Annotated in this window: 11 protein-coding genes; 5 read left to right on the top strand and 6 right to left on the bottom strand. The window is 43.2% G+C overall.

Annotation, left to right across the window (positions count from 1 at the left end; all coding sequences use genetic code 11):
• On the bottom strand, positions 1-912 hold the full coding sequence (locus VE944_RS28290) for a carbohydrate ABC transporter permease (RefSeq protein WP_324985230.1): 912 nt from the start codon (positions 910-912) through the stop codon (positions 1-3).
• 123 nt (positions 913-1,035) lie between these two features.
• Positions 1,036-2,358 carry an ABC transporter substrate-binding protein gene (locus VE944_RS28285; RefSeq protein WP_324985227.1) on the bottom strand — a complete coding sequence of 441 codons (1,323 nt, stop codon included), beginning with the start codon at positions 2,356-2,358 and terminating at the stop codon, positions 1,036-1,038.
• Between the two features lie 313 nt (positions 2,359-2,671).
• On the opposite strand from VE944_RS28285, the gene hflX reads away from it, so the two are divergent.
• From hflX to gshB, 4 genes are all read left to right on the top strand, one after another.
• Positions 2,672-4,417 (top strand): GTPase HflX, encoded by a 1,746-nt coding sequence (hflX, locus tag VE944_RS28280; RefSeq protein WP_324985265.1) that lies wholly within the window; start codon positions 2,672-2,674, stop codon positions 4,415-4,417.
• 509 nt (positions 4,418-4,926) lie between these two features.
• On the top strand, positions 4,927-5,679 hold the full coding sequence (locus tag VE944_RS28275; RefSeq protein ID WP_324985224.1) for a cistern family PEP-CTERM protein: 753 nt from the start codon (positions 4,927-4,929) through the stop codon (positions 5,677-5,679).
• A 334-nt stretch (positions 5,680-6,013) separates the two neighbouring features.
• On the top strand, positions 6,014-6,283 hold the full coding sequence (gene grxC, locus VE944_RS28270; RefSeq protein WP_324985221.1) for a glutaredoxin 3: 270 nt from the start codon (positions 6,014-6,016) through the stop codon (positions 6,281-6,283).
• A 236-nt stretch (positions 6,284-6,519) separates the two neighbouring features.
• The gene (gene gshB, locus VE944_RS28265) at positions 6,520-7,494 is read left to right on the top strand and encodes a glutathione synthase (RefSeq protein ID WP_324985218.1); all 975 of its coding nucleotides are present in this window, start codon (positions 6,520-6,522) and stop codon (positions 7,492-7,494) included.
• A gap of 297 nt (positions 7,495-7,791) precedes the next feature.
• Here the strand turns inward: gshB and ftsZ are convergent, their stop codons facing one another.
• The 4 genes from ftsZ to VE944_RS28245 form a co-directional block, all read right to left on the bottom strand.
• The gene (gene ftsZ / locus VE944_RS28260) at positions 7,792-9,108 is read right to left on the bottom strand and encodes a cell division protein FtsZ (protein WP_324985215.1); all 1,317 of its coding nucleotides are present in this window, start codon (positions 9,106-9,108) and stop codon (positions 7,792-7,794) included.
• A 60-nt stretch (positions 9,109-9,168) separates the two neighbouring features.
• Positions 9,169-9,453 carry a hypothetical protein gene (locus VE944_RS28255; protein ID WP_324985212.1) on the bottom strand — a complete coding sequence of 95 codons (285 nt, stop codon included), beginning with the start codon at positions 9,451-9,453 and terminating at the stop codon, positions 9,169-9,171.
• 674 nt (positions 9,454-10,127) lie between these two features.
• Positions 10,128-10,982 carry a cell division protein FtsQ/DivIB gene (locus VE944_RS28250; protein ID WP_324985209.1) on the bottom strand — a complete coding sequence of 285 codons (855 nt, stop codon included), beginning with the start codon at positions 10,980-10,982 and terminating at the stop codon, positions 10,128-10,130.
• Between the two features lie 105 nt (positions 10,983-11,087).
• On the bottom strand, positions 11,088-11,222 hold the full coding sequence (locus tag VE944_RS28245; protein WP_324985206.1) for a hypothetical protein: 135 nt from the start codon (positions 11,220-11,222) through the stop codon (positions 11,088-11,090).
• A gap of 656 nt (positions 11,223-11,878) precedes the next feature.
• On the opposite strand from VE944_RS28245, the gene VE944_RS28240 reads away from it, so the two are divergent.
• Entirely contained in the window at positions 11,879-13,210 is a 1,332-nt protein-coding gene (locus tag VE944_RS28240; protein WP_324985203.1) for a P-loop NTPase fold protein, read from the top strand.
• Positions 13,211-13,234 lie beyond the last annotated feature (24 nt).

Here is a 13,234-nt window from a genome sequence, read left to right as displayed (position 1 = left end):
TTAAATGGCTCCTGATGTTTTGGCACGGTATCTGTTAAGTAAGAAACTAGCGATCGCTACCGCAGCAATCAATATTAAAAATGTCACTACTACAAGGGCTGCTCCATAACCAAAATCTAAGTAGCGCATCACCGTAGAATAAATATACAATGACACCACTTCCGTAGCGCCACCAGGCCCACCCCCAGTCATCACAGCAATCAAGTCGAAAATCCCAAAAGCTTGAGCAAACCGAAATAGCACTGCAATTAAGATTTGTGGCAGCAGCAGTGGCAGGGTAATATTGCGGAAGCTTTGCCAAGCATTTGCCCCGTCGACTGAGTAAGCTTCATAAAGGTCTTGTGATATCGATTGCAACCCAGCTAGTAACAGAATGCTGATAAACGGCGTAGTTTTCCAAACATCAGCAAAAACTACTGCTATCATCGCCAGCGTTGGATCTCCTAACCAGTTAATCCCAGTCTCAATCAGCCCCAACCGCCGCAGAATATCGTTCACAACCCCAAACTGGTCGTTAAAAATCCAAGACCATGCCAGACCAATCAGAGCAGTAGGCAAAGCCCAAGGTATAATCGCGCTTGTACGCACTATACCCCGCCCAAAAAACGCCTGGTTGAGAACTAAGGCAACCCCCAGTCCTAGCAGTAGTTCTGAGATTACTGATGCTGTTGTGAACACGGTCGTCGCCCACAAACTCTGCCAGAAACGACCATCCCCCGCCATCCGCACATAATTGTCCAAACCAGAGAATACGGGTTGTAGCTCTGTTCCCAAATTTCTAGTAAATACGCTTAACCAAAATGCTCGTAAAATTGGGTAGGCAAATACAAACAACAACAACAGCAATGCTGGTGTTAGTAATATCCATGCTGTCTGTTGTTCTCGATTTCTTAGTGTATGTAAATTAGTCATTTGTCATTTGTCATTGGTCATAAGGCAGAATTGGGCATTGGGGATTTTGAACTCCGTTAATGAGTCTTTAAGGTGGATGAATGAGTATCCGAGGTGGATAAACAAGTCATTTAAGCCAATGCTTTAACTTCTAACTCCTCCTGCCCCCAAGAGTCGCCGCGTTTCAGCAGCAGCAGCTTGCATTGCTCGTTCAGAATTCATCCGACCAGATAACGCAGCGCTGAGATAACGCTGCAAAATATCTGATGTCTGAGCATATTGGGCGATCGGCGGACGTAAAACTGCATTGTCCACGACCTCCAATAATTGCGGATAGTGGGGGTATTTAGCAACAATCTCTGGGTCTGTAAATAAGTCCCGGCGACTTGGCACATAGCCTGCTGTCAAAATGAATCGGCGCTGTGCTTTTCGACTGGTAAAATACTGAATTGCTTTCCAAGCTTCTTCAGGATGTTGAGAAGATTTAGCAATTCCTAAACCCCAGCCTCCTAGACAAGCCGCTCCTGTCTTATCAGGAGCGTGAACCATCGGTTTAATCGCAATTTTGCCCCGGATTGGCGAATTTTCTGCCTGAGCTAAAGGCCACGCATAAGGCCAACTGCGTAAAAACGCTACTTGACCACTTTGAAACAAGCGCCGGGTATCTTCTTCTTGGTAAGTTGTGACTCCAGGAGGAGAAACGCCCTCCTTAACGGTACTACGCAGAAACTCAATGGCTCGTAATGTTTCTGGTCGATCTAGTCCAACTTCCAGAGTGTCGGGATTAACCCAGAAGCCACCAAAGCCACCGAGGATTTCTGCAAACATCGCCACAAGTCCTTCATATTGGCGACCCTGCCAAACATAGCCCCACTTCACCTGGTTTTTCTTTTGCAAGACTTGGGAAATTCGGATCAAATCATCAAAGGTTTCTGGCGGTTGCAATCCTGCTTGTTTGATTAAATCTTCCCGGTAGTAGAGCATTCCCACATCGGAGCGCACTGGAATGCGGTACAGCTTGTCTTGGTAACGCCCCCCTTCTACATCCTGCGATGAAAATGCTCCTAATTCCTGTTTAGAAATGCGATCGCCTAAAGGTAGCAACCATCCAGCAGCAGCAAACTTGGATGTCCAGATCACATCCATATTGATTAGGTCATAAGGGGATTCACCTAAGATAAAAGATGAGGTGTACAGGTCTTCGAGCAAATTTGTGGCATTCGGCCCTTCAACCAGGTTAATGCGAATACCTGGGTTCTCAGCCTCGAAGTCTTTAATCAAACCCTGCCTCCAAGGTTCGGCATCAGGGGCAGTCATTAACAGATTTAGGGTAACTGGTTGCTGTGAGAGTGCTACCCAGCTGAACAATATGATGCTCAACAGAGTTGCTAGGAAAACCCCTATATGTAAATAACTCTGTTTTTGGATAAATTTTTGTAACTTGTTTATTGGCTTTCGGTGCAACATTATAAATGTAGCGATCGCTAGTGGTAATTATTCAGAAATAAAAACATAAATTATTTGAAAAAAGATTGTTTTATATTATTCTTTATCAAAATTCTTGAGTAATGAACAAGCAAGTCAATAAACTTGTTTGTAGGGAAGGGATTGGAGGTTAGGTCTCTATTAAACTCAACTGAGAACCGCCATAGCCTCAAATCAACACCTCTGCAAACTAATCCACAATGCATCCCTCAAAAGAGAGAGATAGGAGGCTAAACCCTGTTATAAAATAGACATATAAGGATTCGGGGGGCCATTTAACTGGTCATAAACGCCTATAGAAACTATTTTTGGAAATCTCCAAGGTTTAAAGTCCAGCCAGCTTAAGCAACTACAGCGGCTGTATCACCAGCGTATACCGGGCGATCGCATCACCACGTCCGAGTTTTCCCAGCGTCTGGCAGCAATTAGCACAGAAGTCAATCAGCCTGTGTGCGCCTACGTCAACCGTCGCGGACAAGTGATTCGCGTCGGGGTAGGCACACCGCGTCAAACACAAATACCACCCCTAGAATTGCCCCGTTACGGTGCAGAACGACTCAGTGGTATTCGTTGCATCGCCACCCATCTCAAGGGAGAACCGCCAAATGAGGCGGCACTCACGGCTATGGCACTGCAACGCTTAGATGCCCTAGTAGTCCTAAACATTACCGGAACCGGATTCACACGGCGGGGAGGCGGCGCGACTGGATATGTCAAAGAAGCTTATCTAGCTCATCTGATACCCCAAGAGTCTCGCACGCTGATTACCAGTCCTGCTGCTTTCAAAGTAGAAGAGAGCCAAATTCAATCCCCAAGCTGGAATATATCGCCACCTCTGGGCTTGGATGATCTGGCAGAACAGGATTTAGTAGACTTGGTAGAAAATCTGGAAGCGGAATTCCAACGCGAATTTATCGCCCAGGAAGTAGACTCTGACAACGATCGCGTGCTAATTGTAGGGCTGATGACCAGTGAAATAACCCCCCTACAATTCCAAGACACCCTAGTGGAATTGGCGCGTTTAGTTGATACAGCTGGGGGAAATGTATTACAGACAATACAACAAAAGCGATCGCGCATTCATCCCCAGACAGTAGTTGGCGAAGGTAAAGTCCAAGAGATTGCCCTAACTGCCCAAACACTAGGAGTCAATCTCGTCGTCTTTAACCGCGACCTCTCACCCTCCCAAGTCCGCAACTTAGAAATGCAAATTGGTATCCGGGTGGTTGACCGCACCGAAGTAATTTTGGATATCTTTGCTCAACGCGCTCAGTCTCGTGCCGGTAAGTTGCAAGTAGAGCTAGCACAGTTAGAATACATGCAACCGCGACTGGCTGGTAGAGGTCGCACTATGTCCCGATTGGGTGGTGGTATCGGGACTCGTGGCCCTGGTGAAACCAAACTGGAAACTGAACGTCGTGCCATTGGGCAGCGTATTTCTCGACTGCAAAAAGAAGTAGACCAGTTGCAGGCACATCGTTCGCGGTTACGACAGCGACGACAGCATGAAGAAGTTCCCTCAGTGGCTTTGGTTGGATATACCAACGCTGGTAAGTCCACTTTGCTGAATGCTCTCACAAATGCAGAAGTTTATACAGCCGACCAGCTATTTGCCACTCTCGATCCCACCACACGCCGTTTGGTAATTCCTCATGGCGAAGCTGATAAACCTCAAGAAATTCTGATTACAGATACAGTAGGGTTCATACACGAACTACCTGCATCATTAATGGATGCCTTCCGCGCTACCTTGGAGGAAGTCACAGAAGCTGATGCCCTACTACATTTGGTGGATTTGTCTCACCCGGCTTGGTTGCGTCATATTCGCTCAGTCAGAGAAATCTTGGCGCAAATGCCAATAACTCCTGGTCCAGCGCTGGTTGTTTTTAACAAGATCGATCAAGCCAACAGTGAGACACTAGCTTTAGCTAGAGAAGAGTTTCCCCTAGCGGTGTTTATTTCTGCGAGTCAGCGCTTGGGATTAGAAACCCTACGTCAGCGCCTTGCCCAGTTGATTGAATACGCAGTTGACTTTCGGTAAAGATTGACAATAAATCTTGGAAATATAGTTAAGAATGCCGTGGTTATGTTAACTACGGCATTTATTAAAAATATTTATCATTAAGAAAAAATATAATTACACTCAGTATTAAATCTGGCTCAGTTAGAACTAGAATCCTTAACCTGCGTAGGTGGGGAGCCACCGAGTTTCTTGATTTGTTTGCCCTTGGCGTCCCGTGGCTTTGAGGAACGTAGCTTCCCGTACCCCTGCGGGTAAGCAAGCTATGTCTAATGTCTCCGATAAGAGAACGGTAAGTCAACGTTTTTCGCGGTTTGTTGGATTCCACCACCCTTTGGGTGTCTATGTTCAACCTAATCTACGATTATCTTTAGATGAACCTATAATTTCAGTATTAATACTAGAAATTTATAAAATCAAAGTCTTAATTAAAGATGTAATGAATATATGGTTAATAGCCTAGACAATCTCTTTTGCATTCAATTATTGTTGGTGTAGTTTACTACAATATTACAAGTCTGTAAATGTCTGTGAAAAACATCATTTTTAAACTATCAGCCTTCTACGCATTTGGCGCTTGTTTTATGGCTGTGGTTCCTTCAGCTTCAGCTTTTACTTTTTCCCCAAACAACGACAGTGTTACAGTTACTGCTACCGACCTCAATCAGTCTTTTGAAATTAACTTTGATGGTAACGTTAAGACAACAAATGTTGAAGGACTCTCATCTAAAGCTACCTTTACATTTTTAGGTTTTACTACGGTAGGTAGTAATACTGAGGCAAACTTTGACATTAGCTTATCTAATACATCCAGTAATGGTATCACTTCTAGGACATCTGCCCTAGGTTTTAACGTGGACAAAACGCTACTTGGAGTTGGAAACCCCGGCGGTTCTGGAAACACAAGAGTTTCTGGGCTTTTTGATAATGATAGAGAAGGTTCATTTCCCAATCAATTTGGCAACGTTGATGTGTGCTTCACTGACGGAAACACCTGCCAGGGAGGTAGCAATGGCGGTGTTAGTACTGGTATGACTGCTACTTTCTCTCCTGTCCTTGCTTTCACAGGCAATGTCACCAGCTTTACCCTGAGCAACTTGGGTGTGCGCTACCAAAGTATTACAGGCACAAGTCTGGGTACTAGCGGCACAGGTAGAGGATTCTATGTTGCTCCAACACCGCCATCAAAAAAAGTATCTGAGCCAACAACAGCAGTTGCGATCGCTTTATTTGCTGTGAGTGCATCGGTAGTTAAAAAGAAAAAGCAGCTGTTGCCAGCTTAACCCTTTTCTCTCAGAGTGGGAGAACCTGATTGCTCAAAGCTTTTCTGAGGTTTATTTTTCACTTTTTGGCTAAAAATTTTCATTCATGTTACAAAACGAAGCCTCAAAGCTTGGTTAAATCAAAGTTCCAAAGTGTGGATTAGATTCTTGTTTTCCTAGAGTGGCAGAAGGGGGTTAAATAAGAATTTTCGTAGATGATTGACAGTTATAAGTCAACAGTTCATTCAAGGGCGGTGTAGATTCCTTCTTTATTAGGATGAGTCAGCCGCCCTTTTTAATAAATTTCAAAAGTAAAGTTTTAGAATTATAGGTATTAAACTAAATTAAAAACTGTATGGCTGCCAAAGTAGAAATTTACACTTGGAGAACTTGCCCATTTTGCGTTCGTGCCAAAAGTTTGCTGAAGAACAAGGGCGTTGAATTTATCGAATACAGCATTGATGGAGATGAGGTAGCCAGAAATAAAATGGCTCAAAGAGCAAACGGACGGCGCTCTGTACCGCAAATTTTTATCAATGATGACCACATAGGTGGTTGTGATGATATCCACGCTTTAGACAGTCAAGGCAAGCTAGATGAGCTACTAACTTCTAGCAACGTGTAAGTTGAGAAAATATTGCTAGAAGCTAGCGACAAGGCGCTACACACGGCAGTCGCCACAACTCTGGAGAGCTACGCGCTGCCTTGTTTACAGGCTTTTTTCTCATAAAAGCCATATCTGTCCACAAGACTTTACCCATTAGGTTCCACTCAGCAGTACATATATACGTCAATTGGTGAGAGCATCAAGAGATAATAATTGAATAACCATTTAATTTCTTGGTGATTGAGGTATAAAGGGTGAAACTGGCTTTTATCATTGATCCCATCCATCTGCTTGACCCGTGTCATGATACCAGTGTTGCCCTAATTGAAGCAGCGCAAATCCTGGGACACGAAGTTTGGGTGACTCAGGCAAATCTGCTAAGTGTGGTGGAGAGCAAAGCTTGGGCTGTCCTACAGCGAGTCGAACTTGTACCAGTGCAGTTGCTGGAGGGACGCTGGGTAGCGGTGAATCCTTGGTATAAGTTGAGCGATTCTTGCTTAACTTCTCTAGAGACAATGGACGCCGTATTTATGCGGACAGATCCACCTGTCAATGATTCCTACCTCTATGCCACGTACATTTTGGATTACATTGACCAAAATAAAACCTTGGTGATTAACAGTCCTAGCGGCATCCGAGGGGCAAATGAAAAAATGTATGCCCTCCAGTTTACTAAAGCGATTCCAGAAACCATTGTCAGTGCTGATAAGCAGTTTATCCGACAATTTGTCGAAGCAAAGGGAGCAGCAGTTCTCAAACCACTGGGTAACAAAGCTGGGGAAGGTATTTTGTTTTTGCAATCAGGCGATCGCAATTTTAACTCTATTGTCGAACTCAGTACCTTCCAAGGTCGACTGCCTGTAATGGTGCAAACCTATTTACCGGAGGCAAAAGCAGGAGATAAGCGAATAATCCTACTCAATGGCGAACCAATTGGTGCGCTCAATCGCCTCTCTAGCGGAACTGATTTTCGCAATAATATGGCTACTGGTGGCACAGTCGCTCAAACTGAAATTACCCCAAGAGAGTATGAAATTTGTACTCAAGTAGCCGAACGATTACGCCAAGACGGCTTAATTTTTGTAGGTATTGATGTTATTGGTGGCTACTTAACTGAAGTTAACGTCACTAGTCCTACTGGAATTCGTGAGATTGATCGCCTAGATGGTACTCACCTTGGTCATCAGGTTATTCAATGGCTTGAACAGACAATAGAAAGCAAAAAATAATTTAAATTATTTTTGCTTCGAGTTTTGAGGGTTTGTAGTAAGCACGCTTTGTGCTTACTACATCAGTTTATTTGTTCCAAATGCATAGCTGGACAGGTGAGCCAGCAGACTCCTGCCCAAGTTCATTTTATTTCTATAAAGTAGCGTTAACGAGTTTTTACCCATTAGCAAGATTGGGGATGGCAACAGATTGCTTACCCCTGCTCTTAGTAAAACCCTGGAACTAGCAGATTTTATACAGCACTCAGCCTAACCTGAGACTGCTAATTTAATCTTAAACCTCAAATCCAAAATCTTTTAATTCCGTGGTGTACGTCGGTTTCTCAGAAAATCAGGTATATCTAATCCTGGTTTTTCTTTTGGTTCTGGAATTGGAGTTGGAGTTGGAGTTGAACTTGGAGTTGAGGTTGGCGGATTAACAGCTGGTTGCTGTGTTGCTGGCCGCTTCGAGGTAGTAGGTGCTACTCGAACGTTAGCCACGCTTTGTTGTACCGCAGCTTGCACTTCACCTGTAAACCCGGTGGCAATTACAGTAATTCTTACCTCACCTTGGAGTCTGTCATCAATTACAGCCCCAAAAATAATATTGGCGTTGGGATCAACTACTTCATAAATTGCTTCTGCGGCTGCATTCACTTCATGCAAAGTCAGGTCAGTACCACCAGTAATATTAAAGACTACCCCTCTGGCACCTTCAATAGAACATTCTAGTAATGGTGAAGAAATAGCTGCGATCGCAGCTTCTCTAGCTCTAGATTTTCCAGAGCTAACGCCAATTCCCATCAATGCCGATCCCGCATCTGCCATCACAGCTCGGACATCAGCAAAGTCAACGTTTACCAAACCGGGGATAGTGATGATATCAGAAATACCTTGCACCCCTTGACGCAGTACATCATCTGCATAACGAAAAGCTTCTTGCACAGGTGTTTGTTCGGGGATCACTTCCAGCAGTTTGTTGTTGGGGATAATGATCAGTGTATCTACCCTACTTTTTAGTCCTTCAATACCTTGTTCCGCTTGGCTGGTACGGCGGCGTCCCTCAAACACAAATGGACGTGTGACTACACCAACAGTGAGAGCGCCCATTTCCTTTGCTACTTCTGCCACGATTGGGGCTGCACCTGTCCCAGTACCACCACCCATACCAGCAGTGATAAATACTAGGTCTGCACCCTCTAAAGCTGTAGCAATTTCGTCTCGTGATTCCTCTGCTGCCTTTTGACCAATGGCAGGATTACCACCTGCTCCTAAACCCCGTGTTAGCTTCTGTCCAATTTGTAATCTACTGGGAGCGCCAGCTAAGGTAAGAGCCTGGGCATCAGTGTTAATTGACCAAAACTCTACCCCAGAGACATCAGATTCGATCATGCGGTTAACGGCATTCCCACCGCCACCACCTACACCAATCACTTTAATGTTGGCAACCCGGCCAGGAACGATCTCGCCAATTCGGCTATTTTCCGTAGAAATCTTCTTATTATCGTGATTTTGTCCGAAGTTCAACCCAGAGTTATTAAAGGGATTGGTCGAGTTAACTGCCAGAGAGAACCCCGGCTGTCCCGTAGATTGGGAATTTTTATAGTTAAGTCCTTGGTTATTATCAAGTGTCATTGGATTTGTCAAAGGGTAGATAAACGACTTTTTCAGGTGTTATTCACCTAAGAGTCAACTTTAGTTTGACAGTGCCACAATACTAGGGCACTGTTCTTTATTATTTTCACTACTGCCAAGCCTAACAGAATTGGCGGTGTGAAAATTTGCTATGGGATGAGCCTTCAAGGCAAGCGATCGCACAGCCAATTCTAGAGAAGTATACCTACATTTATCTAAAAGTGATCCGTATAACTTCAACCATACATTAATCGTTTCATTATTCTCAGCAGAGGGCAGAACTTGTAAAGACGCACTACAGCGCATCTTATCTACCTCAATAATATTGTTAATAGATTTCACCATTGGGGATAGCTGCAACTTTAGACACAAAATTTACCTTATACTTACTTATCCCTAAGGTTGAAGTAAGCAATAATTTACTTTGTCAGACTATACCTGATTAATTTGTTGTTTTGGGGGTTTTAATGGACACTTTGCTTGAGCAATAGTCTATCTTACGAGAACCCTTACTAGTGTGGTCAACAAATCAAGATTTTTCCAGAGGTTTCGTAACCCAACAGGAATTACAGCACAGAATAGTCTAAACTGATTGCCCAGAAGCAATGCTTACGCAACTTTGGGCGGCATTTTCCTTTACAGATTGAAACTTTGATATAACTGTCTTTGGAATAGAAGGCGTTTTGCCCGCCATAGCCCATCATTAGATTGTCGAACATCTTGCACCCTACTATTAGATGTTAGGGGTCATAATTGAAAGTGTTTTACTCGTAATAGAGATTTTAGGATTTATCTTCTCATTTTAATTAGAAGTTAATGCCGATTTTCGTGCGGTTTGCTCGAAAACTGAAAATAATAAATTTATTTATCAGCATAAAGCTTCTTAATTTACTAGGAGCTATCAATACATTAAACACTCTAGTAGTGCAAGGCGGAAGTCAAAAGTCACGCATTCGAAAGAATTGTATTCCAGGCTTTTACGCCATTTGAAATAGTATGTTTATTTACGCCATGCTGTACTAGATGTTTTTAGGAGTTTTGGAAGTTAATTTTTGTTCTTTTTGGTTCATCTGTACTAATGGAAATTCGGGATTTTTCAGATCAATATACTCTATTTGACCGGAATTTAGTTTTGCTGCTAAATGACGCATTTGGGCGAGTACTTTAATTTGTTCAGACAGTTGGGGGCCTGGAACGCCGAGATGCACATTTCCTAGTTCTGTTTTCAAAATTAAATTCGCTGGATTTTGGCAATCAATTTCCATCACCTTTATAGAACTTTGACTTACAGCTTGATGAAGTTGAGTCCAGTAGAGACAGTATTGTTTGGGCAATCCAATTACTCTGAGATTAGGTAATTTCTTAGTGGGATTGAGTGATGTGTATTTCTCTAAAGGCATCCAGGCCCCACTTGCATCTAGTAAGCCGATTGTGACTTTTTTGTTGCCAGCGCCTTGATTTTGCCCACTTGGTGTTTGAGTCACGGCTACAGGGACTCGTTCTTGGATTTCGATGTTTAATCCGGGAGGAAACAAGCGGCGTCTAACGATCGCTTCGGCAATAGTTGGTTGTTTCTTCAAAGAGTTAGCGATCGCTGCCGGTTCAATCCGCCATAAAGATTGGGGATAAGATAGCACCAATAGTGATTGAGTTGTCTCATCCGATAGGGACTGATTGCCTGATTTGATCGCTACTTGTTTAGGACTTTTTAGCACCCACACTGGTTGGACTGCCACCCACAGTAATCCAACCGCCAAACCGGTAATGGCAAAAGTTCGCCAAATAGCTTGAATAATTCTCATCTGCCTCTGCCGACGCAATTTCTTACGACGCTGGGCTAGATCGGTGCGGGAAACTGATATTATGCCAGCCATTCAAACCCCTTTCTAGTTACAATCCAAATTCCTTGACGTGCTTGTATCATTATTAATCTCAGTAAACACTGTCGGCACTTGTTAACCGTTGTCTCCAAAACTTTTTTATCGAAGAGGACAAGGGGATGGGGAGACTTGGGGAATTGTCTCCCCATCCCCAAGTCGTGCGGCAACGCCCAAGGATTTAAGACCCCCACCACTTTTCGGTGGACTTGAATCAGGTGGGGTCTGAATCCCCATCTGATTTCCTCCCCTTGTCCCCTTGTCCCCTTGTCCCCTTGTCCCCTTGTCTCTTTCTTCAATTTTAGTAACACTTTACAGGAACTACCTACACAACGAACTTGGCACTAGTCATCCTTGTAATTAAAGTTTCCGGTGTCCATTCTTAACTTACTGTTGTCTTTTCGACAAGGGATCGTCAAATATCTTGTCTCTAAAGATTACAAAATATTAATTTATATATTTCTAATTTTGCTGCCTTGACAAATAAAACATGAAATGATAAGCCAATATCATTAAACCTCTGTATAGATTGCTATAATTCATACCAGTCGTTATCATTAGCAATCAAAACTGGGAACTATATGATGTAGTAGCTTTTTTTACTGATAACTCAGCCATAAAGGTTTGTTCTAGGTCAAACGAAAGCTACAGATTGTCAAAAAGTCAATAGCAGGTGTAAAAAGGACAGATATGCTCAAGGTTACTAGGGTCAACTAAATCTCTACCATACTACTGACAGCGATCTGTAACAAGTGCTGTCTTTTGCAAGATACTACCAACTTGCGAAGTAATCGTGTGCCTACATCCAGGCTAGAGATTTTTGGTATAAAAAATATAAGTTAACTGCATCTCCACACACATCTACACACACATCAACATATACCTCTAGATACATGAAAACGACATTTAATTTGTCACGTTTTTATAAAGCATGTAATCCAAGCTACACGCTTAATATAAGCAACGTGCTAGATCGCCAGTATTACATAGATTTTGCTGATGTTCGTGGTTGCAAGATTGTCGAAGAATTGCAGCGAACTATCATTCGGATTTCTCCTGATGAGCCAACCTGCCAGTTATTTACGGGTCACATTGGCTGCGGGAAGTCAACGGAATTGCAGCGCCTCAAGACAGAACTAGAATTGGCGGGATTTCATGTGGTTTACTTTGAGTCCAGTCAAGACTTAGATATGGCAGATATTGATATCAGCGATATTTTGCTGAGTGTAGCCCGTCAAGTCAGTGCCAGTTTAGAAGGCATTAACATCAAATTCAAACCTGGTTACTTTAGCAATTTGTTTAAAGAAGTAGGCGATTTTTTGCAAAGCCCCATAGAGCTTTCTGGACAAGCAGAGTTATCGTTGGGTATTGCTAAAATTACCGCTAAAACCAAAGATAGCACCCAGACGCGGAATCAACTAAGGCAATATCTGGAACCACGTACCAATAGTATTTTGCAAGCGATTAATGAAGAAATTCTAGAAAAGGCTGTTGAACAGCTAAAACTACGTGGTCAAAAAGGATTGGTAGTAATTGTAGATAATTTGGATCGAGTGGATATGCGTCCCTTAGCATCGGGGCGATCGCAACCAGAATATCTCTTTATCGACCGAGGCGAACAACTACGGCGACTCAAATGCCACCTAGTTTATACAATTCCCCTAACGTTAATTTTCTCCAATGAGTATGAGACGCTGAAAAATCGTTTGGGGGGAGGGATTGCGCCCAAAGTACTACCGATGGTATTGGTGCGCCAAAGAGATGGCAGTGACTACGAACCAGGGATGTCACTAGTCCGCCAATTAGTTCTAGCAAGAGCTTTTCCAGAAATTCCTTTGAATCAAAGGCTTTCATTAATTACAGAATTATTCGATCACTCCGAAACTTTGGATCGTATATGTCGCGTTAGTGGTGGTCACATTCGTAATTTATTAGGTTTACTTTATAGCTGCCTTCAACGAGAAGATCCACCTTTTTCTAGGGACTGCTTAGAAGCCGTGATTAAGGACTACCGCGACGATCTGCTATTAGCTATTGATGAATGTCAGTGGGAATTATTGTTTGAAGTAGTGCAGCAGCAGAGAGTTAAAGGTGAGTCTGATTACCAAAGCTTACTAAGAAGCATGTATCTGTTTGAATATCGTGATCCTCAGGGGCGATGGTTTGGCATTAGTCCAGCCCTAGCAGAAACAGAAAAAGTTTTAGCTTGGCAACAAAAAAAGTAACACTTACGGTGAGTCATTAGTCAT

The sequence above is a fragment of the Nostoc sp. genome (assembly GCF_035638895.1).
In the GTDB taxonomy this organism is placed as follows: Bacteria; Cyanobacteriota; Cyanobacteriia; order Cyanobacteriales; family Nostocaceae; genus Nostoc.
Note: the sequence above shows the minus strand (reverse complement) of the source record. Positions and strands in the feature narration are given on the sequence as shown.